Consider the following 20,750-nt stretch of genomic DNA (forward strand, 5'->3'; position numbering starts at 1 on the left):
TCATTTTTTTGAAGACACAAGGATTATCCATGTGGCAAAGTTAAGAAAATCAACCGTTGAGACAGGGGATTTTAGAGCTATTCCAGCTTAGCCTCCCTGATCACGCTGATGGCGTTTGAAATGCGCGGGAAGCCAATGTAAGGATAGAGCTGCACCATTGCCGACAGCATCGTTTCTTTGTCGTTGCCCGCTTTCAGATTACCCGATGCATGGGATACCATTTGCCGTTCGGTACCACCTAAGGTAGCCAGAGCACAGAGGATCATGAGTTCTCTTGTCTTCAGATCCAGTCCGCCCCGCGTATAGAAATCACCAAAACAGGACTCTGTCAGGATTCTGGGCACTGCATCGGCGAATTCACCCGGCAATGTTTTCATGTTTTGTTTCATGCCGTCACCGTAAAGAGGATCTTGCTTTTCTTTTCCTTTATCGAAACGCTGGCCTTCCTGAACTGTTCCCTGATTGGCCAGCGGCAAGCTGATGCCCCGACTTTCAAAGACTTTGTTAATGGCTTCCATCGCATTCAACACCTTTGGATAGCCAATAAATGGGGCAAGTTGATAAATCACTTCCCGAATTTCGATGGGCGTTATTCCGACATTCAGGGCAGCATTAGTATGTGGAGTTAATTGCGGGATCGTCTGATTGGTAGCCAGAGCAGTAATCGTGATCAGCTCCCGTGTTTTATCGCTCAGATTACCAATATAAAATACCTCGCCGAAGATGAATCGCTGCAGAATGGTCAGCAGTTCAGGATCGGTTTTGCTGGCCATGATCTGCTGATGGAATAATTCCTGGTATTTTTTCTCGGTACGTTCGATGCGGTTCATATCCGTTGATTTGGGGGTGGTTCCTTTGGGCGATACTTGCCCGAGTACTGTGGAGGTTATCGAAAAGAATGTAAGAGTATAGACTAAAAGGCTGATTTTCATCGTATTAAGCTTAGTTTGCGTGAGTTAGTTTATGGTAGGCGGCTGTATAGATGGCTACACAATCGTTGTCACTAAGGGGAGTACGGTCGGCCAGAAACAAGCCGCCCATCGTGGCCCTTGCATTCAGGGTAAACCTGGCAAACTCATCGGGCGAAATGCCGTAGTCTGCCATGCTCAGATCGGCTACTCCACAGTCGGCCATCAGCTGGGTTAGGGCCGTTATAAAATCCATTGGCTGGGTCGCTTTAGGCATACCCATAACTCGGGCAAGTTGCACAAACCGTTCATCGCAAACGTGCTTGTTGATCATGTCGGTGAAGTAGGCTTCGCAGAGAATAAGCAGGCCTGCGCCGTGCGGTAAATCGGGATAAAAGGCCGTCATCGCATTTTCGAGCGAGTGGTGCGAAATGCCGCTGCTGAGTTTCATGATGAGCCCCGACATCAAATTACCCAGCCCAATTTGCGCTCGAGCATTGAGGTTATCGCCCTGATTAACAGCCTGGGTGATGTGGCCCGCAATGATTTCAACGGCTTTTAATGTGATCAAATCGCTCAGCGCATTCGCTGTTTTGGATACGTAGCGTTCGATGCTGTGGAACATCGCGTCGAAACCCTGGTAGGCCGTAAAAGCAGGTGGAACGCTCAGAGTAAGTTCTGGGTCGATTACCGCGAGTACGGGGTACGTATCGTCGATGCCGAAGCCTACTTTTTCAGCCGTTTCCTCATTGATGATTGCGCCCCACGGGTCGACTTCAGAGCCAGTTCCGGCGGTGGTTGGAATGGCGACAATCGGTAAGGGCTTGTGTTCAACTGGTTTTCCTTTGCCAGTACCTACGAGAATATAATCCCAGAAATCGCCCGGATTAGTCGCCATCACCGCAATGGCTTTCGATGCATCGATAACGCTCCCTCCACCCAGCGCCACAATGAAATCACACTGGTGCTGACGAGCGAGGACACTGGCAGCCATGACCGTCGATTTGAACGGATTAGCCTCGATCTGATCAAATAGCACCGTGTCAACCCCTGCCTGTTTCAACTGCGCTTCGGTACGCGCCAGATAGCCATATTGTCGGGTCGATTTGCCCTTAGAAATGAGCAGTAACGCTTTCTTGCCCGGCATCGGCTGGCTATGTAAATTGTTAAATTCGCCTACACCAAAGACAATCCGGGTAGGGACGAACAGGCTGAAATTTAGTTTGGTGTACATGATGTAAGCCAGTTGATTTCTTAGTGATGTTGGTTACTTATAACCGACACGGTAGGTTTCTTAAAACCTACTGTCCGCACCTATAGGTTTTGAGAAACCTCATGTGTCAGATTTAAGAATCTGACATCACCGCAAGTCGTAATTGTTTAGTTCAACAGTCGGTATTCATTAGGCGATTGACCCACATGCTGCTTGAAGAGTCGCGTAAAGTGCTGTGGGTATTTGAAGCCCATTTCATAGGCAATCTCGCTGAGCGACTTGCTGACATCGAAGACCTTTTCTTTGGCAACCTCAATGACTTTGGTCTGGATGTAGTCCTGGGCCGATTTGCCGGTTTCTTTCTTGACCAACTCGCCGAAATAATTAGCTGACAAATTCAGTTGATCGGCGCAATAGCCCACCGACGGCAGCCCTAAGTTTTGTGGTTTATCGGAGTCAAAGTAGCTATCCAGTAGGTCCTCAAATCGGACCAGAATATCTTTATGCAAATGCTCCCGAGTAATAAATTGCCGATCATAAAACCGGACGCAGTAGTTCAAAAACAGCTCAATTGTACTGACGATCAACGTCCGGCTGTGTTTATCAATAGGGTGATCCAGTTCGTACTGGATTTTCTGAAAGCATTCGAGTACAACCTGCCGCTCGCGCTCTGAAATATGTAGCGCTTCGCTGATGTCGTAGCCAAAAAAAGTATAGTCCTTGATGTGCCTGCCCAGCCCCGTGCCCCGGATCAGATCGGGATGAAAAGCCAGCGCCCAGCCATTGGGCTGCAGCGTTTCTTCACCTTCCTCAAAGCCAAAGACCTGGCCGGGCGCAATGAAGAGCAGAGTCTCATTCTGATAGTCATACTGATTGCGTCCATAAGTCAGGGGCGAACAATGGGCATCTTTCAAAAAGATAATGTATAGCTCCGACAGGTGCCGAAAGGGATGAATCGGTGACGATTTCGACTGATCCAGCACCGTCACGAGCGGATGCAGGGTTTGCTGTCCACGCTGTGCGTTGAACTGGGCAACGCTCTCTACTTTTTTGATTTTATCCATCGGCTTATGCGTCAACTGACTCAAAAGTAACAGCCGGATTTCAGGAGTGTTCACCCGATAGCCTCAATCGGTAATATTGGTAAGTAAAACCGGAATCTGTATAAGTGGCTGACCATAAAAGCGAAGGACCTTTGTGCCATCTAATCATCCAATCGACTGGGAGCGAAACGCTTTTACTTCTGGGAGAGCTAAAAAGTACACCAATGATACGGGTAAACAAATTGGGATTTCTTGTCGTAGCTGGCATTTTCTGGACGCTCAGTGCACAAGCGCAAACAGCGGCCGACAGTACCAAAAAGACCGTTAAGAAATACCAGGCTAGAGCACCCAAAACCCAGCCTTTTGGGGGCAGTGCGTTTGCAGCCTCCAAACAAACTACGATCCGTTGGCTGGGATTCGCAGGCTTTTTTGTCAACTCCCGTGGAACCACGTTTATGGTAGACCCGCTGTTAGAAGGCTTTGATATGCCTGTGCTGATTGACTTTCCCATTGCCCCAAAAGACGTCCCCCGGCTGGATGCTGTCTTAGTTACACATGCGGATAACGATCACTTCAGCGTGCCGACCAATCAGGATCTGAAAGGGGTGACTCGTGTCTATCACTCAACCGTTTATGTCGATTCCCTGATGAAAAACTTAGGCCTACCATCTGTCGGTCATGATATTGGGGATTCGTTCAAGTTTGGTCCTATCCGGGTGAAGCTAACACGTGCGGATCACGCATACCAAAATGCGTATCCGGGGATGAGTAAGCGACGATTCAGAAATGAAGACGCCTGTGGCTTCTGGATCGAAACTCCCGATGGCAATATCTGGGCAACCGGGGATTCCCGCCTGACACCGAGCCACCTGACGATGCCCACTCCCGATGCTATTTTCTTTGATTTCTCCGATAGTGAGTGGCATTTCACCTTCGACGGTGCGGTGAAAATTGCCAATGCATACCCCAACACCCCGCTATTGCTTTGCCATTGGGGCTCAGTCGATGCACCTGATTTCAACCCGTTCAACGGCGACCCCGAAAAACTGGCGAAAGCAATTGTCAATCCGGGACGGATCAAAGTCCTGGCACCAGGCGAACCATTTACGCTCAGTAAGCTAAAAAAATCGACAACGAAGTAATCTAATCGTTTACCTGTACTACTCAGCGATTCTGGACCAGTTGATGTATATGGCCTTTTCTTCGTTTTATCGATTAGTTCCCCAACAAGAGGCTCTCCAATGACCCTAATATGGTTTAGGCATTGTCATATTCCTTCATGACAAAACCGATTCCTTTCCGGGTGTGAATCAGTTTTATCGCAAAATCCTTGTCAATTTTTTTACGCAACGAATTCATATATACGTTGAGTAAATTGTTGCCAACGTTCGTTGGCATTTCCCAAACATTCTGCGTAATCTCTTCGCGACTGAGTACCGTTCCTTTATTTCGTAAGAAGTATTCCAGCAACGCAAATTCGCGGGGTGTCACATTGATCTGCTTATTTCCGGCCCGATTAACCGTCTTTGTTCGAAGATCGAGCGTTAAGTCGGCCATCGTTAACTGAGTTGACTCGGCTAGTTCAACATCGTAGGATTGGTAACTACGTTTAATATTCGCCTTAATTCGAACGAGTAGTTCACTAAACTCGACAGGTTTAACCACATAGTCGTCGGCGCCAGTCTCAAACCCGATCAGTTTACTCTCAATAGCTCCCTGGGTCGTCAGGATAATAATAGGGATTTGGATATTCTGAGACCGGATGTCACGGCAGAGTTCGTACCCACTCATATCGGGCAGATTAATTTCGGTTATAATCAAATTAATCCCCCCAAACCCAATTAGCTTTCGGGCACTTGCCCCATCGAGCGCTACAGACACCTTAAAGCCATACTCCCTTAGGCTACGCTTCAGAGACATTGCCAGTTTAACATCTTCGTCAACCAGTAAGATTTGCATAAGAATAGCGCTTTAACCTCGTCAAATTTATAAACCATATTCTTTCTGGAAATGATTAAAATGACTTCTAACCTGTTTTTAATAATCTTTTCATCATTCTTTAACCAATTTTGCTTAAGTCAATTTTAATGACAACTATTTATTTGAATTGTACAATTAAAACCGCATGAAAATCAGAATAGAATGGGCCTGACCCGGTATTATCCAAAAAAAAATAATTGTTTAAAGAATTTCTAATCGGGTCTTAAGTTTTTTTTAATGTAGTCCGCGTACTGGTAAAATACCTTTGTGTAAGTCGATTCTAAGCCCATAGGCGTCTAGGTCCCATTGATTTCTCTGTGCCCAGCGAGCCCTTCTTCAACTTGCCGAAGCCGCCGACAATCCGTTTGAAAATTCGTATACTCTACGGACATGGGATCAGATCAACCGACCTATGATGCAGTCGTTACATTAAAAAATGTTTTAGTCATGGTCGCTTTTAGTAGCTTTGTCAAGCTCGGTTTGCCCGTTAACAGCAGTCGTAGAAAAAACCAGACGGGCTGATGTAGGCCTTGAAAATCAAAAAGTTCGACAACAAAACCAATTGGCTAGCGCTCACTTATTAAAATTTTAAAAAAGTTTCTTGTAATAAATTTAGATTATCATGAAGAGAAGTCTGATGCTAATGCTTATGAGCTTGTGTACGTTATTAGGTTATACAAGCTGCACTCATAAAGAAGAGGAAAAAGAGGAGGAAATTAAATATTCGGTCAGTAGCCCTTTGGTGACAGACACGACAATTACAAATCAGTTCGTATGTCAAATTAAGGCCATCCAGCACATTGAGTTAAGAGCGCTGGAAAAGGGCTACCTTCAGAAGATTTTTGTGGATGAAGGTCAAAACGTCAAGAAAGGGCAACTGATGTTCCAGATTCTGCCGATTCAATATCAGGCTGAATTACAAAAAGCAGAAGCGGAAGCCAATTTTGTTGGTGTGGAGTATAAAAACACCAAAGCGCTGGCCGACAGCAATATTGTCTCGAAAAACGAGTTAGCCTTGGCAAAAGCGAAACTCGATAAGGCAAATGCTGAAGTATCGTTAGCCAAAGTGCATTTGGGCTTTACGGAAGTAAGAGCACCTTTCGATGGAATCATGGATCACTTTCAGGTACGATTGGGAAGCCTTGTGAACGAAGGTGATTTGTTAACCACACTTTCGGATAACAGTAAAATGTGGGTGTATTTCAACGTTCCGGAAGCCGAGTACCTGAACTACAAAACGCACGCGCAGCAGGAAAACCTGAACAGCGTAAACTTACTGATGGCCAACCAACGGATTTATAACTATCCGGGTGTGGTTCAGACGATTGAAGCCGACTTTAACAATGAAACCGGTAACATTGCTTTCCGGGCTACCTTCCCAAATCCAAGTGGCTTGTTACGGCACGGCGAAACCGGCAATATTCAGATGACTTTGCCGCTCAAAAACGCCATGATTATCCCGCAGAAAGCTACGTTCGAGGTTCTGGAAAAGAAGTACGTATATGTAGTGGATAAAGAAAACAAAATTCGGTCGAGAGAGATCACAATCGGCGCAGAGATGCCGCACATTTTTGTTGTTCGATCGGGTCTGAACAAAGATGATAAGATTCTTCTGGAAGGTTTACGGCAGGTAAAAGAGAACGAAAAAATAGAATACAAATTCGTGCAACCTGCTGCTGTAATCTCGAATCTAGGGCTTTATGCCGAGTAAGTAAATGGTTAATGGTTAATGACTAATGGGCAATGAAATTCACTTCATTATCAGGCCATTACTCATTATACATTATTCCGCGCGGGCAGCCCCGATTTTGAATTATTCATTTACTTAAAGCAAAAGACATGTTCACACAATTTATTCGCAGACCGGTATTCGCTATCGTGATTTCCATCATGATAGTCTTTATCGGTGTGCTGGCAATCAAGCAGTTGCCGATTTCTCAATTCCCGGATATTGCGCCTACTACCGTAAACATATTTATTGACTATCCAGGATCCAGCGCTGATGTATTGGTTAAATCCACGCTGATTACGCTGGAACAGGCGATCAACGGGGTTCAGGACATGCGATACATAGCAACCGATGCAACCAGCGCCGGTGAAGCTACCCTTCGGATTATTTTTGAACCGGGAACCGACCCGAACGACGCCGTTATCAGGGTAAAAACAAGGGTTGACCAGGTTATGCCGCTCTTGCCTGAGCTGGTTCAACGGGAAGGGGTTATCATTACGCCAATCCAGCCTAGTATGTTGATGTACGTTAACCTCTACGCCAAGGAAAAGGGGATTGACGAGAAGTTCCTGTTCAACTACGCTACAGTTAAAATGATCCCCGAAATCCAACGGACGAAAGGGGTGGCGAGGGCGCAAATATTGGGTAGCCGACGATATGCTATGCGTGTCTGGCTGAATCCTGACCGTATGCGGGCCTACAACATTTCGGTAGAAGAAGTAATGAAGGCCTTAGGGGAGCAAAGTATCATTGGTCGGCCGGGCCGACTTGGTCAAAGCTCCGGTATTGCTGCTCAATCGCTTGAATACGTACTTACGTATAAAGGACGGTATAGCGAACCCAAAGAGTACGAAAGTATTATTATCCGAGCTAACTCGCAGGGGGAAAGTATTCACTTAAGGGATATTGGCCGGGTTGAATTGGGTAGTGAATTCGTGAACATCTACTCCAATCTGGATGGACACCCATCGGCGGCTATCGTGTTGCGGCAAAACTACGGTAGTAATGCCAGTGATGTAATTGAGCAGGTGAAAAAGAAGCTCGAAATAATGAAGGAGTCCTTCCCGCCGGGCGTGGATTATAAAATTAGCTACGACGTTTCGAACTTCCTGGATGCATCGATCGAGCAGGTAATTGATACACTGCGGGATGCCTTTATTCTGGTGGCCTTCGTGGTGTTCATATTCCTGGGCGACTGGCGGTCAACCCTGATTCCAATTCTTGCGGTACCGGTATCCTTGATTGGTGCGTTCTTCGTGATTCAGGCGTTTGGCCTTTCCATCAACTTAATTACGCTCTTCGCGTTGGTACTGGCTATCGGTATCGTGGTTGATGATGCCATCGTGGTCGTGGAAGCGGTACACGCCAAGATGGAAGAAAAACCGCATTTGTCTCCCTTTGGGGCTGTTAAGCAAGTACTGGGTGAGATTAGTGGTGCTATTATCGCCATTACCCTGGTGATGGTATCGGTATTCCTGCCGATCTCCTTCATGACGGGTCCGGTTGGTACCTTCTATCGTCAGTTCTCTATTACAATGGCTAGCTCCATTGTGATTTCGGCGCTGATCGCTCTAACGCTGACACCCGTGTTGTGCGCCATGTTGCTGAAAAACCATCATGGTCATGAGCACAAGAAAAATATCTTAACCCGGATGATCGACAGTTTCAACCGGGGCTTTGACAAGATGACCGGACGCTATGTAAGTCTGTTGCGACTGATCGTTAACCGACGATTCGTTACGTTCCTGATCTTAGTCGCTTTCTGTCTGGGTATTGCCTACGAGAACCAGATTCTGCCATCGGGCTTTATCCCGAACGAAGACCAGAGTACGATTTACGCCATCATTCAGACGCCACCAGGCACCACGCTGGAAAAAACCAACCAGGTTTCTCAATCGCTTCAGAAAATTTGCGAAGAGGTTCCAGGTATCGAATCGGTGTCTTCACTGGCTGGTTACGAGATCATGACAGAAGGTCGGGGTTCTAACGCCGGTACCTGTCTGATCAACCTCAAGCCCTGGGGCGATCGTTCTAAGAACGTGAAGGAAATCATGGAAGAGCTGGAAGGAAAAACAAGAAACCTTGGCGCGACCATCGAATTCTTCGAGCCACCAGCTATCCCAGGTTTCGGTACATCGGGCGGTTTCTCCATGCGTTTGCTGGATAAAAATACCGAAACAGACTACCATGAATTTGATATTGTTAACAAAAAATTCATGGAGGATTTGGGCAAACGTAAAGAGCTGATGGGCTTGTTTACCTTCTTTGCAGCCAACTATCCTCAGTACGAACTGGAAATTGACAACAACCTGGCCATGCAGAAAGGCGTATCCATCGGAAAAGCGATGGATAACCTAAACATCATGATCGGTAGTACCTACGAGCAAGGGTTCATTAAATTCAACCAGTTCTTCAAGGTATACGTGCAGTCTGATCCTGAGTTCAGAAGACTACCTTCTGATATTCTGAAGCTCTTTGTTAAAAACGACGCGGGTGAAATGGTGCCTTACTCAGCTTTCATGAAGTTGAAAAAAGGTCAGGGTCCGAACGAAATTACCCGCTTCAATTTGTATAATTCAGCGGCTATTCAGGGGCAACCAGCGAAAGGCTACACGACGGCAGATGCCATCGCGGCCATCCGGGAAGTTGCTGCGAAGACCTTGCCAAAAGGCTATGACATTGCCTTCGAAGGTCTTTCATACGATGAATCGATTCGGGGTAACGAAACGTTGATCGTCTTCCTGATTGTGGTATCCTTCGTTTATCTGGTGTTAGCTGCCCAATATGAAAGTTTCATCATCCCGTTAGCGGTATTAACCTCGCTGCCGGTTGGTATCTTTGGTTCGTTCTTCCTCTTAAAAGCAATGGGGCTGGAGAACAACATTTATGCACAGATCGGTCTGATCATGCTGGTAGGTCTATTGGGTAAAAACGCCGTACTGATTGTGGAGTTTGCGGTTCAGAAACGTCAGCAGGGTGAAACCATTCTGAACGCAGCCATCGAGGGTGCCAAGGTTCGTTTCCGACCGATCCTGATGACCTCCTTTGCGTTCGTGGCTGGTTTGATTCCACTTATTGTTGCAAAAGGAGCTGGAGCAATTGGTAACCGTACAATTGGTGCATCGGCCATGGGCGGTATGTTATTCGGAACCATTTTTGGGGTCATCATCATCCCTGGACTATACTACATATTTGGTAGTCTGGCCGATGGCAGGAAGATGATTAAAGATGAAGATGATAGTTCCTTAACTGAAAACCTGGTTCATTCAGTAGACAGTTTCCACCAACCTGAAGAAAGTGAAATCAATGAGTAATAAACGAATAGTAAGCGGATTAGGAGTAACGTTTATTACTCTATTCGCGGCTTCCTGTACGGTACCACTTCTGGTCCAGAAAGATGTGAATAAAGCAGTGCCAGCGAGTTACAATAACTCGCTGGATAGCACCAACACAGGGCAGTCCAGATGGCGGGACTATTTTACAGATGCCAATCTGACGGCCCTGATTGACACGGCGTTGTATAACAACCAGGAACTTAATGTTACGTTACAGGAAATCCAGATTGCCAACAACGAAGTATTCGCCAGAAGCGGGGCCTACCGACCTTTCGTTGGTCTGGGTGGTGGAGCTGGTATTGACAAAGTATCCCGGTATACCAGTCAGGGAGCCAGTGATGAGATTTCAGAAATTAAACCGGGGGTACCCACTCCAGCTGTTTTACCGAATTTCTATTTTGGTGCCACAGCTAGCTGGGAAGTGGATATCTGGCACAAACTACGGAATGCCAAGAAAGCAGCTGTAGCGAGTTATCTGGCTTCTATCGAAGGGAAAAATTTCCAGGTAACCAATCTGGTTGCCGAAATCGCCAACTCATACTATGAACTTCTGGCGCTGGATACACAACTGGATATCATACAGCGTAACCTGGTTATCCTGAACAACGCTTTATCGATCACCAAGCAGGAAAAAGAAGCGGCTAAGGTTACTGAACTGGCTGTTCGCCGATTTGAGGCTGAAGTATCTAAGACGCAGAGTCTTCAGTACGAAATTCAGCAGAAGATTGTTGAAGCAGAAAACCGGATCAACTTTCTGGTGGGACGTTTTCCGCAGCATGTTCAGCGGAATTCGCAGAGTTTTAGCGAATTAGTGCCACCTAGAATCCAGGCGGGCATTCCATCGCAACTGTTAGCCAATCGGCCCGACATCAGACAGGCCGAATGGAATCTGGAAGCGGCTAAACTGGATATCAGTGTTGCAAAAGCAAACTTTTATCCCTCGCTCAATCTAAGAGGATTTCTAGGCGTGATGTCCTATAGTCCGTTGTATCTTCTGAATACTCCACAAGCGTTGGTCGCTTCATTAGCTGGCGATTTAGTGGGGCCAATTGTGAACAAAAATGACATTACGGCCAGATACAAAAGCGCTAATGCCAAGCAAATCCAGACCGTATATAACTACCAGAAAACGGTGCTGAACGCCTATATTGAGGTAGCCAATCAGTTGTCAAATATTGATAACCTGAGTAAAAAATACGACGCAAAAAATAATCAGGTGCAGGCACTTACCCAGTCGACTAACATATCGCTCAAGTTATTCACATCTGCCAGAGCCGATTATATGGAGGTTCTGCTGACTCAACGTGATGTACTTGAAGCAAGAATGGAGCTTATTGAAACCCGAATGCAGCAAATGCATGCCCTGATCAATACTTATCGGGCATTGGGTGGCGGCTGGAAATAAGCGAGTCGCGCGTTAACTAGACAATAAACGAGTCCCGAACTGGATTAACCATAAGCTGTTAATCCAGTTCGGGACTCGTGCTTTACCAAAGTTGATTTTATTGGTAATCTTAACGTGAATTATGAATAAAATATGGGTTTATCAATTGATTGTTAACTATTTATAGTATTGTTTTTTGTCATCCCGACGCCAGGAGGGATCTTCGGCAACTGGTTATTTACCGAAGATCCCTCCTGGCGTCGGGATGACAAAAAACTAGTATCATGCTAGTTGTAAATTGGCCATAATTCACGTTAATATTCTGCTGATAGTCAGCGTATAAGCCATCAATTAGAAGCAAAAGAATCTCTAGAATCTAAACTGGACAAGTACTCGTCATTTATAGATTAATCCAGAATCAATACCGTAGCCGATTTGCCCTGAATAGGCAGCTCGTCCGAATTGGCGACTAATGTCTTCCCATTTAATACGTAGTTCTTGCCCTTAAGATTCGCAAGTTTAAGTGTATAATGCCAGTCCGCGGTCTTCGAGTTAAGCGTATACTGGACACCTTTGCCGGTTTTTTGTACGGCAAACGAAATCAGGTTATCGCCAACCGGGAGTTCGGCCAGACTGATAGAATCCCAGCCAGAAGGCAGGTGTGGCGCAAACGTGATCGCTTTTTTGTAGGCATCAGGTTGCACACCAAAAACGTGGGTAACAAGCGGTACCGCCAGCCCGTAAATTGTCCAGGCCTGGGCAGGGCACCCGTAATCAGGCATCATTTCGGAAATAGAACCGGGCAGGACTCGGCTAAACGTTTCCACAATTTTATTGACGTACCACAGGGATTCATCCGTACGTCCATAGGCAGCCTCTGCCACTGCCTGAACACCGGTCGCAATGGTCATCATGTTCCGTCGTTCAACAGCCGACAGGTAGGGACCATACTCGCCCGTATGTTCAGTACGCACTTTGTCAAGCAATCGGATGGCTTTAGCGGATGGGGCAATCCCCGATTCGATTGGTGTACTGATCACCCAGTTTTTATTGGTGAACCACCCTCTCTGAGTACCAGCAGGGAGCGTTTCCAGATGCGCAAGCAGTGTCTTGTAAAATTCTTGTTTTTTGGCTAGAGCCGCCGACTGTTTATCCGCTTCGAGATCGAGTTGAACCTGTTCTATCGCTCCTTTGGTGGTCGTTATGGCCTGTTCGCGAGTGCCATAGAAATCGCAGTAGCTCCCTTCGGTTTCATCCCAGAATAACGTGTTGACTTTGTTTTTAAGCAGAGCGGCTTTCTGCGCATAATCTTTTTGCGATTTGGGGTCGTTAACAATGGCGGCCATTTTAGCAGCTACCTCCAATGCCTGCTGTGTGTATACGGCTACATCGACTAATTCGGCATTCAGTCCTTTCACCTCCATAATGCCATAGCCTTCAGGAAACATATCGCCATTTTTATCCTGATCCACTAATAGCCAATGGATTCCTTTCTGAATATACGGGTACATTTCCCGGAGAAAAGCAACATCGCCCGTCCACTCAAATACTTTCCAGACAGCTATGGCAAACTGAGCCGTTTCCTGTGTATTGCCTTTATTGCCGACAAATCCATTGGACGACATTTCGTGGATAATACGGCCATTAGCGTTCGTTTTCTCGGAAACCTGCTTGATCGTTCTGAGGGTAGATTTTGCCAGTTCGTGCCCGCCAAGGGCAACGACTCCCTGTTGCGCATAGGAGTTATCGCAGCCAAAAAGCCAGGGATACTCGATGGCACCAGCGCCGAGAAAACGGCCAATACCAGGGAGATCGCTAACTAACCACTCGGTATCTACTTTCCCCCAATTGACGGCCTGTTGCAGTTTCTTGTCTGGAATGTCAATTTTGGCCCGGTTAATGATAGCTGCGTAATGCGCCTGTTTTTCGCGCAGTAACTGATCCCGATTTTTTAAAATAGCTTCATAACTGGCCAGCGCCAATTCACTGGTTTTAGTAGAACCAGCTACAACGAAAACGGCGGTAAGGTGTTCGTTTGGTTTAAGGGCCACCGAGTGCGTTGATGAGGCTGACTTGCCCAGGCCAATGGTTTCCGTGGGCGTCGGAACATTGAGTGCATGACCACTAGTGGGTACAGAAGACCCCCAGACCGTAAACCACGAATGTTTGGTATCCTTTGCCGAATAAACCGCCCGTTTGGCATTCCATGAGATGGAATCGGGCGCGTCAATAATATTGTTTTCCGCCGAATACCACACGGGGCTAACGTCTGTTTTGACGACGAAATCCAGTTGTAAACGACGCGGTTTATTGGTCGTATTAGCGAGCGTGTAGGTAATAATCATGCCCTCTTTACCTTGTGGGCAATACTGGAACCGCTCGACCTGAATGCCATCCAGCACGGGTTTATAGGAAAATTTGCTACCGTAGGGATAGGTGATAAACTCGCTGGCATCGTTTAGCCAGGTAGCATCGTTTTTGTCTGAATCCGTCAATTTTAACCAGAATCCATCTAGTAGTTTGATCGGAGCCATCCATAATCCCCCCATTTCTCCCTTCACATGCGACCCCAGATCGGGGAAATCGCCGTTTTGTGTGCCGACAATGTAGGTTCGATCCCCGGCGGTAATGTATGGTTTTGTTACATGCGCCCCCTTATTTGAGAGGCCACGCATAAGTTCAGCACTGTACACTTCTTTAGTTTGGGCGAACGAAGTGCCCGCAGCCATTCCGGCCAGTATCGATACGACCAAAAAGGCCGTATAACGAAGTTTTTGCATACGCTTAAGGGTCAATAGACCGCTGATTTTTATGATTTCTGTGATTTTTGCTGATTTTAATTGGGTTAGGGATTTCACTCAGAGCTACAATTTTAAGCGAAAACAACAAAATCATACCTCATCGTAAACGTCATAAAAATCAGTGGTCTAACTAGGAAATAGTCAAAAGCCAATCTTGCTTAGCGAGCTACTGTCTGCAGGGCTTTTTGGAGTTGATCATAATCTGACCCCTCAATATAATTGGCCACTTTGCCGGAGCGATCAATGATGATAAAACTGGGTATGCTTGTTACCTGAAATTTGCTATTAAAGCCGAGAGAATCAGGAATTGGCATAAACGGAAGGGTTTCGGTGGCCATTACGCTGGCGATTTCTTCCTTCGAATCCTGTAAAATGCCTAAGATAATAGGCGCGTTTTCTGACTGGAAAGGTCGCAAGGCATCGGCGAATCGTTTTGCATCATTGGGACCCCAAAACGGTTTCTGTAAGCTAACCCAGAAGCTCAAAACAACGACCTGACCTTTTAATTCTGATAATCGGTATACTTTCCCATCGATCCCCTTCATGATAAATTCCTGCATTGGTTCGCCTATTTTAGGTCGCAGCGTTATATCAATATCGTTGAAACTATGCGTTGTTCGCTCTTCGGGGGTGCAAGCCCGAATGCTGTAGGCGCTGGGCTGTCCGTATTCATCGATAATAGGCTCTAAATGGTAGCCAAATGGGTCTTTGGTCATCAACTCCTGATACGCCGAATAGGAGATGGGTTTGCCTGTAACTTTGTCAATGAATCGGGTGTTCTTATCAATTTTTACGGCCCGTCTGATGCCGACCTGACTTGTTTGGGGCATTTGAGCAAATGAAGACCGAAGTGCGAAGGCGAATAAAACAACGAGAAGGACAAATTTCATGGGTTGTATGGATGGTAATGTTCGCCCAAAATTAGCGGGAGTACCCTTATCGTTAGTTGTACACGCTTTAAACTTTTCCTTTTATTGAAAAATCTAGGCTAGGCTACTTTTGTCATCCCGACCTTAGGAGGGATCTCAAGTTTGACTAGTACGAAGCTTGAGATCCCTCCTAAGGTCGGGATGACAAAAAAAGCGATAATTCATTGCGCTCTCTGCGGTTAAAAAAGAACAAAAACAAACAGTGTACTTTTGCCACAAAAACTGAACCGTCCCTTTTTAGTACATAATTTTATTCGGATTAACTCCTCCAAAACAAGCATGACCAACCTAAACGTCGAGACTTCTGTTGGTACTTCCCATATTCCTGGGCTTCTAAAGCCGAAATCGCATTTTGTCATTCTTGACGGATTACGAGGCATAGCTGCGTTCGCTGTGGTGATTTTTCATTTCATGGAATGCGTCTACCCCGAGCCTCGCCAAAACTTTATTGGTCATGGTTTTTTAGCCGTCGACTTTTTCTTTTGTCTATCCGGATTTGTTATCGGGTATGCCTATGATGACCGAATTGAAAAAATAGGGATTACGGAGTTCTTAAAAGCCCGACTAATCCGGTTGCATCCATTGGTTATACTAGGGTCTGTGCTGGGCCTGATCGCTTTTCTGGCCGATCCGTTTGTCGATAATTCGGAGGCCTACACGATCGGTAAACTTATACTGCTATTTACCTGCTCGATTCTTGTGATTCCGCTTCCCATCATGAAGGAGCGTGTTTTTAACCTCTTTGGCTTCAATGCCCCTGCTTGGTCATTGTTTTGGGAGTATATCGCCAATCTGGTTTATGTGCTTATTCTTTGTCGGCTCAAACGTCGTTATCTGGCTGTGCTGACCATACTGGCAGGCGCGTGGATTTTTTGGATTAGCTACCAGACCGGGAATCTGATGGGTGGCTGGAGTAAAGACAATTTCTGGGATGGCTGTGCCCGTGTTTCCTATTCGTTTTCGGCGGGCCTGTTCATCTACCGGGCTAACTGGATTATCAAAAACAAAATCGGATTTCTTGGGCTGGCCGTATTCGTATCGTTTGCCTTCTTGATGCCATATGGTAACTGGAATTGGCTTGCCGAAGCGCTGGTAGTATTAGTGTATTTCCCGCTTATCATTTCGTTGGGAGCGGGTTCGACATTGTCGCCCAGCATGGTCAATTTCTCGGATTTCCTGGGGAAATTGTCCTATCCCTTGTACATGACGCATTACTGGGCTATCTGGCTATTTGCCTACTACATCAGCAACCACAAACTCAGCGCCCAAGAACTTTTCCTGATTATATCGCTAACCATCGTTTTCATGATCGTGCAAGCCTATATCGCCATGACCTTGTACGATATTCCACTTCGTGGATATTTGAATGGGAAGCGGTATAGAGGAGATATGAAATCATAACTGGGACGCAACTGTTATAAACTTACAATGATTTCACTAACTCGCTTTTTGGGGTTCAGGACTATTATCTTTACGACAAATAATCCTACTACATTATTATGACTATTCGGCTAAAGAAGGACGCTACGCCTAAACAGATTAAGGAAGCCCTGGACAAAATCAAGCCATCTACTGGGCAGCCTTTGGATGTGAGCCGATTTTCGGGAAAAATAAAGTGGGGGCAGGATGCTGTGGAATATCAGCGCGAATTACGGGGTGAATAAATGAAAGAACGCCTGTTTTGCGATACAAACGCCCTAATCCGGTTATTAGAAGGGGATGCTCTAGTAAGTGCTTTATTGGCTGAAAAGCGGATCTATATTTCAGCTATTACTGAGATGGAAATGCAGTGCAAACCAAATATCAAGGCGAGTGAACGAGCAATTATTCGTGATTTATTATCCTATTGCATCATTGTCGATCTGACAGATGCAATTAAAGATCGGGCTATCAAGGTCCGCTTATCAACCCGACTTAAATTAATGGATGCAATCGTTGGTGCATCGGCTATAGAGGCTGGATTACCCTTAGTAACGGCCGACGAGAAGTTTAGTAGCTTACGTGGTACTGATGTAATAATGCTCCCACAGCGTTAAGAATCCAAAAAAAAAATACTATTTATTAGCTTTAGTAAGGTGTGCACTGCCGCAAATAAAAATCCCCAAATTCAGCGAATTTGGGGATTTTAGTAGGAAGTAGCGGGCTCGAACCGCTGACCTCTGCTCTGTCAAAGCAGCGCTCTGAACCAACTGAGCTAACCTCCTTTAGTGAATGACAATGATTCAATGGCATAATGCATTATCCACTATACATTATTCATTCCCGTTTAGGGAGTGCAAAATTACAAAACTTCCTCAGTTTCTAAAGGGGTGTGGTAAACTTTTTGTGAAGGAATTCGCAATAAAAGTAGGAACCCAATGACAAACAGGACCAATAGCGCTAGTATACTGTTGCGCATGCTGCCCGTTAGTTGTTCGATCAATCCGTAAACCAGCGTGCCAAATACCGTGGATGTCTTGTCGATGACGTCGTAAAAGCTGAAATAAGAGGCCGTATCGCTCGTAGCCGGAATGAGCTTGGAATAGGTCGAACGAGACAGCGACTGGATACCGCCCATAACTAAGCCTACGACGGCTGCCAGGGCAAAAAACTGCGTCTCGGTTTGCACAAAATAGGCCCCGGTACAGATCAGAATCCAGATGAAAACCGCCGTCATTAGGGCATACGTATTGCCGATTCGCTCAGATAACCAGGAAAATCCGTAGGCCCCCGGAATGGCTACCAGCTGAATAAGCAGAATCGTAATAATCAGGCTTTGACCGGGTAGTTTTAATTCATCGCTTCCGAAAATGGTGGCCACGTACATAACAGTCATTACCGCCATGTTATATACAAAAAACGATATCAGAAAGCGTTTGGCGAGTGGGCGCTCCTGCAAAGTGCCCCATACCTGCTGCAACTCTTTAAAGCCATTGAGCAGGTAATTGCCGGTTTTATCAGTCGCCTTTTTAACGCCGTCAGGTAGCCTACTAAACGGAATTTGCGCGAACCCAACCCACCATAAGCCAACAGTGAGGAAGGCAATTCGGGACGCCATAGCCTCCGATATATTCCCAAACCACTCCCGTTTCAGAATCACCAGCAGGTTCAGAATCATGAGCAATACGCTCCCCAAATACCCCATCGAAAAGCCGCGCGCGCTGACGCGGTCAAATTGATCTTCGGTGGCAATGTCGGGCAGGTAGGAGTTGTAAAATACGATACTGCCGCTCCAGCCTATGAGGCTGATCCAGAAGCAGATAATGGCGAATGTGGTGGTTTCCTTCGTGAAAAAATAAAGTAGACTGCAACTAATAGCTCCGGTATAGCAGAAAACTTTCATAAACGTTTTCTTCCGGCCACTATAATCGGCAATGGCTGAGCAAAGGGGCGACAACAGGGCCGTAAACAGAAATGCAGCCGAGATGGTATAGGAAAACAGGACTGAGTTCTTAATGGAAATGCCCAGAAAGTTAATGATGGGTCCACCGGCCTCATTGAGCGCAGTGGCAGAGAAATAAACCGGAAAAATACTGGACACAATGACCAGCGAATGCACCGAATTGGCCCAGTCATAAAAAGTCCAGGCAGTCAGGATGCGGGGGGAGTTTTTGGACATAGAAAGTGAATGAGTGAAAGAGCGAATGAGCGAGAGAGTGAAGATACGAAACGCAGTTGTTGATGTGACGCGCTCTTTCACTCATTCACTCTTTCGCTAATTAAAAAGTTTATGACCGCCTTTAGTAAATGCATGATTTGAATCGCCGGCAACCATATGGCCGGCATCGGAAACACTCACGCTGTGCACGTGTGGAACCGCATCCAGAAATTCAGCCATTACTTTTTCGCTGACTACATCGCTGATTCCTCCTCGAACAATCAGCGTGGGCACGGTTAGCGCCCGGGCGGCCTTGTACAAGCGTTCTTCATTCTGAGTCTGCCTGGCCGGGTCTGTCGTTTGTCTCCAGACGGCCAACATAGTTGGGTCCCAGTGCCAGTAGTACCGAGGCTCACCAGATGGGCCTTTTCGCAGACGAAGGTTTTTTTCTAAGCGGCTGTGATCGGATGGACGCGGACGATGGGGGAGGTAAGCCGCAACGGCGTCGGCAGCTTCATCCAGATTGGCAAATCCGTTCTGATTGTTACTCATAAAGGCAAAAATCCGCTCAATGCCTTTTTGCTCAGTTCGTGGTGCTATGTCGACCAGAACAATGGCCGTACAGATGGATTCGGTACCAGTTGGACGCTCGCCTTCGGCAATCAGCGCCGTCATGCCACCCATCGATGCACCCACCAGAGCGGGTTTCTGATCGAGTTGAGATACTAAAGCGCGGAGGTCGCTGGCCAGGTAGTCAATACTATAATGGGCCTCAGCCGACCAGTCGCTGTCGCCGTGCCCGCGTGCATCGAAGGCAATCGCGTACCAGCCTGCATCGGCCAGCCAACGAGCGGTATCGCCCCAAGAATGTCTTGTTTGGCCACCACCATGTAATAGCAGCACAGGGGGATTCGCCGGATCGCCCCAGGCATCGGCCGTAATAAAAAATCCGGGTTCAGTTTCAAAGCGTAGAGCTTGCATACGTGCGACCAGGTCAGAATAAAAGTAAAGTAGGTTAGTTAACTTGATTTAGCTCATCGAACAATGCCTGATTGCGGAGCGGTTGTTGGGCCAGAAGGGGATAATCTGCCGAAGTGACTAATTGGTTAAACAAGCTCAGATCAGCTGGTCGATGAATATCCGATCCCATAAAATCGACCCATTTGTTCGTCAATAAGCGGTGGGCCTGGGCTTGCACTTTTCGCCCATAACGGCCGGTCATAGAGCCCCAGTTTAATTGAAACAAACAGCCCGCCTTGCGCAAATCTGACAGGGCTTTCAGGTCGTTGTGGTAATACGTATAACGTTCAGGGTGAGCTAACAATGGCTGATATCCCTGAGTGAGTAAATGAAAAATTATTTCGTTCAGAAAGGTAGGCGCTGCCGCCCATCCCGTTTCAAACAACACATACTTTTGGCTCCCAAAACTCAGTAACTGGTCATCGCGTAGCAGATCCAGAAATAATTCGTCGACTTGATATTCGGCGGCCACCTCAACGACCAGTGGAATCTGGTGTTCGTTCACTAAAGCTTGTAGCATAGCCTGCCCGTCGAGTAATGTCGCTTTCGTATTTGGATACCAATCCTGGCTAACGTGTGGTGTAGTAATGATTCTGCGAATTCCCCAGTCCGAAAATTGTTGCAGACAAATAAGCGCTTCTTCCTGACTGTTGACCCCATCGTCGACACCTGGCAGAAAATGAGAGTGTATGTCCGTTTGCCAGTAGCAAGTGGGTGGTTCAGTAGACGAGCCAGGCTGATTTCGGAACAGGGAAAGCAGGCGGCTTAGTAATTTATTTACACGATTCATTGGGTGGAAGGCACGACTAATGTCAGATGTTCAACTCATCT

At 46.5% G+C, this 20,750-nt stretch carries 16 protein-coding genes and 1 tRNA gene; 7 read left to right on the forward strand and 10 right to left on the reverse strand.

The annotated features are described in order from the left end of the window. Positions 1-77: 77 nt before the first annotated feature. The 3 genes from H3H32_RS10355 to H3H32_RS10365 form a co-directional block, all read right to left on the reverse strand. Positions 78-932 (reverse strand): carboxymuconolactone decarboxylase family protein, encoded by an 855-nt coding sequence (locus H3H32_RS10355; RefSeq protein WP_220472628.1) that lies wholly within the window; start codon positions 930-932, stop codon positions 78-80. Positions 933-942: 10 nt separating this feature from the next. After that, entirely contained in the window at positions 943-2,142 is a 1,200-nt protein-coding gene (locus H3H32_RS10360) for an iron-containing alcohol dehydrogenase (protein ID WP_182462595.1), read from the reverse strand. Positions 2,143-2,288: 146 nt separating this feature from the next. Further along, on the reverse strand, positions 2,289-3,185 hold the full coding sequence (locus H3H32_RS10365; RefSeq protein ID WP_182464310.1) for a helix-turn-helix domain-containing protein: 897 nt from the start codon (positions 3,183-3,185) through the stop codon (positions 2,289-2,291). Positions 3,186-3,388: 203 nt separating this feature from the next. On the opposite strand from H3H32_RS10365, the gene H3H32_RS10370 reads away from it, so the two are divergent. Further along, positions 3,389-4,306 carry an MBL fold metallo-hydrolase gene (locus H3H32_RS10370; RefSeq protein ID WP_182462596.1) on the forward strand — a complete coding sequence of 306 codons (918 nt, stop codon included), beginning with the start codon at positions 3,389-3,391 and terminating at the stop codon, positions 4,304-4,306. Between the two features lie 115 nt (positions 4,307-4,421). Here the strand turns inward: H3H32_RS10370 and H3H32_RS10375 are convergent, their stop codons facing one another. Continuing rightward, positions 4,422-5,123, reverse strand: a complete 702-nt coding sequence (locus H3H32_RS10375; RefSeq protein ID WP_182462597.1) for a response regulator transcription factor — start codon at positions 5,121-5,123, stop codon at positions 4,422-4,424. Positions 5,124-5,766: 643 nt separating this feature from the next. Between H3H32_RS10375 and H3H32_RS10380 the strand changes: the two genes are divergently transcribed. The 3 genes from H3H32_RS10380 to H3H32_RS10390 all read left to right on the forward strand — a co-directional run bounded on the left by H3H32_RS10380 (position 5,767) and on the right by H3H32_RS10390 (position 11,613). After that, the gene (locus tag H3H32_RS10380; protein WP_182462598.1) at positions 5,767-6,855 is read left to right on the forward strand and encodes an efflux RND transporter periplasmic adaptor subunit; all 1,089 of its coding nucleotides are present in this window, start codon (positions 5,767-5,769) and stop codon (positions 6,853-6,855) included. Positions 6,856-6,983: 128 nt separating this feature from the next. Beyond that, the gene (locus H3H32_RS10385; protein WP_182462599.1) at positions 6,984-10,187 is read left to right on the forward strand and encodes an efflux RND transporter permease subunit; all 3,204 of its coding nucleotides are present in this window, start codon (positions 6,984-6,986) and stop codon (positions 10,185-10,187) included. Next, the gene (locus H3H32_RS10390; protein WP_182462600.1) at positions 10,180-11,613 is read left to right on the forward strand and encodes a TolC family protein; all 1,434 of its coding nucleotides are present in this window, start codon (positions 10,180-10,182) and stop codon (positions 11,611-11,613) included. Before H3H32_RS10385 ends, H3H32_RS10390 begins: the two co-directional genes overlap by 8 nt. Before the next feature lie 386 nt (positions 11,614-11,999). Here the strand turns inward: H3H32_RS10390 and H3H32_RS10395 are convergent, their stop codons facing one another. Both H3H32_RS10395 and H3H32_RS10400 read right to left on the reverse strand, forming a co-directional pair. Then, positions 12,000-14,372, reverse strand: coding sequence for an alpha-L-rhamnosidase-related protein (locus tag H3H32_RS10395; protein ID WP_182462601.1), 2,373 nt, complete (start codon positions 14,370-14,372; stop codon positions 12,000-12,002). A gap of 179 nt (positions 14,373-14,551) precedes the next feature. Then, the gene (locus H3H32_RS10400) at positions 14,552-15,283 is read right to left on the reverse strand and encodes a TlpA family protein disulfide reductase (RefSeq protein WP_182462602.1); all 732 of its coding nucleotides are present in this window, start codon (positions 15,281-15,283) and stop codon (positions 14,552-14,554) included. 318 nt (positions 15,284-15,601) lie between these two features. Between H3H32_RS10400 and H3H32_RS10405 the strand changes: the two genes are divergently transcribed. The 3 genes from H3H32_RS10405 (at position 15,602) to H3H32_RS10415 (ending at position 17,358) form a co-directional block, all read left to right on the forward strand. Further along, positions 15,602-16,723 (forward strand): acyltransferase family protein, encoded by a 1,122-nt coding sequence (locus H3H32_RS10405; RefSeq protein WP_182462603.1) that lies wholly within the window; start codon positions 15,602-15,604, stop codon positions 16,721-16,723. A 98-nt stretch (positions 16,724-16,821) separates the two neighbouring features. After that, the gene (locus tag H3H32_RS10410; protein WP_182462604.1) at positions 16,822-16,986 is read left to right on the forward strand and encodes a hypothetical protein; all 165 of its coding nucleotides are present in this window, start codon (positions 16,822-16,824) and stop codon (positions 16,984-16,986) included. Then, positions 16,987-17,358, forward strand: coding sequence for a type II toxin-antitoxin system VapC family toxin (locus H3H32_RS10415; RefSeq protein ID WP_182462605.1), 372 nt, complete (start codon positions 16,987-16,989; stop codon positions 17,356-17,358). A gap of 93 nt (positions 17,359-17,451) precedes the next feature. Here the strand turns inward: H3H32_RS10415 and H3H32_RS10420 are convergent. From H3H32_RS10420 to H3H32_RS10435, 4 genes are all read right to left on the reverse strand, one after another. Then, positions 17,452-17,526 (reverse strand) — tRNA-Val (locus tag H3H32_RS10420). Between the two features lie 77 nt (positions 17,527-17,603). Beyond that, a complete protein-coding gene (locus tag H3H32_RS10425; RefSeq protein WP_182462606.1) occupies positions 17,604-18,920 on the reverse strand; it encodes an MFS transporter in 1,317 nt (438 codons plus the stop codon). A 96-nt stretch (positions 18,921-19,016) separates the two neighbouring features. Further along, positions 19,017-19,880 carry an alpha/beta fold hydrolase gene (locus H3H32_RS10430; protein ID WP_182462607.1) on the reverse strand — a complete coding sequence of 288 codons (864 nt, stop codon included), beginning with the start codon at positions 19,878-19,880 and terminating at the stop codon, positions 19,017-19,019. Between the two features lie 34 nt (positions 19,881-19,914). Beyond that, positions 19,915-20,709: a tyrosine-protein phosphatase gene (locus H3H32_RS10435; protein ID WP_182462608.1), complete on the reverse strand. Its 795-nt coding sequence runs from the start codon at positions 20,707-20,709 to the stop codon at positions 19,915-19,917. Between the last annotated feature and the right edge of the window lie 41 nt (positions 20,710-20,750).

It is taken from the genome of Spirosoma foliorum (assembly GCF_014117325.1).
Classification (GTDB): domain Bacteria; phylum Bacteroidota; class Bacteroidia; order Cytophagales; family Spirosomataceae; genus Spirosoma; species Spirosoma foliorum.

Coding starts and splice junctions, on each gene's coding strand:
- H3H32_RS10365 (WP_182464310.1), bottom strand. CDS start 3,185: ATGGATAAAATCAAAAAAGTAGAGAGCGTTGCCCAGTTCAACGCACAG.
- H3H32_RS10430 (WP_182462607.1), bottom strand. CDS start 19,880: ATGCAAGCTCTACGCTTTGAAACTGAACCCGGATTTTTTATTACGGCC.
- H3H32_RS10360 (WP_182462595.1), bottom strand. CDS start 2,142: ATGTACACCAAACTAAATTTCAGCCTGTTCGTCCCTACCCGGATTGTC.
- H3H32_RS10410 (WP_182462604.1), top strand. CDS start 16,822: ATGACTATTCGGCTAAAGAAGGACGCTACGCCTAAACAGATTAAGGAA.
- H3H32_RS10425 (WP_182462606.1), bottom strand. CDS start 18,920: ATGTCCAAAAACTCCCCCCGCATCCTGACTGCCTGGACTTTTTATGAC.
- H3H32_RS10390 (WP_182462600.1), top strand. CDS start 10,180: ATGAGTAATAAACGAATAGTAAGCGGATTAGGAGTAACGTTTATTACT.
- H3H32_RS10395 (WP_182462601.1), bottom strand. CDS start 14,372: ATGCAAAAACTTCGTTATACGGCCTTTTTGGTCGTATCGATACTGGCC.
- H3H32_RS10385 (WP_182462599.1), top strand. CDS start 6,984: ATGTTCACACAATTTATTCGCAGACCGGTATTCGCTATCGTGATTTCC.
- H3H32_RS10400 (WP_182462602.1), bottom strand. CDS start 15,283: ATGAAATTTGTCCTTCTCGTTGTTTTATTCGCCTTCGCACTTCGGTCT.
- H3H32_RS10355 (WP_220472628.1), bottom strand. CDS start 932: ATGAAAATCAGCCTTTTAGTCTATACTCTTACATTCTTTTCGATAACC.
- H3H32_RS10415 (WP_182462605.1), top strand. CDS start 16,987: ATGAAAGAACGCCTGTTTTGCGATACAAACGCCCTAATCCGGTTATTA.
- H3H32_RS10375 (WP_182462597.1), bottom strand. CDS start 5,123: ATGCAAATCTTACTGGTTGACGAAGATGTTAAACTGGCAATGTCTCTG.
- H3H32_RS10370 (WP_182462596.1), top strand. CDS start 3,389: ATGATACGGGTAAACAAATTGGGATTTCTTGTCGTAGCTGGCATTTTC.
- H3H32_RS10405 (WP_182462603.1), top strand. CDS start 15,602: ATGACCAACCTAAACGTCGAGACTTCTGTTGGTACTTCCCATATTCCT.
- H3H32_RS10435 (WP_182462608.1), bottom strand. CDS start 20,709: ATGAATCGTGTAAATAAATTACTAAGCCGCCTGCTTTCCCTGTTCCGA.
- H3H32_RS10380 (WP_182462598.1), top strand. CDS start 5,767: ATGAAGAGAAGTCTGATGCTAATGCTTATGAGCTTGTGTACGTTATTA.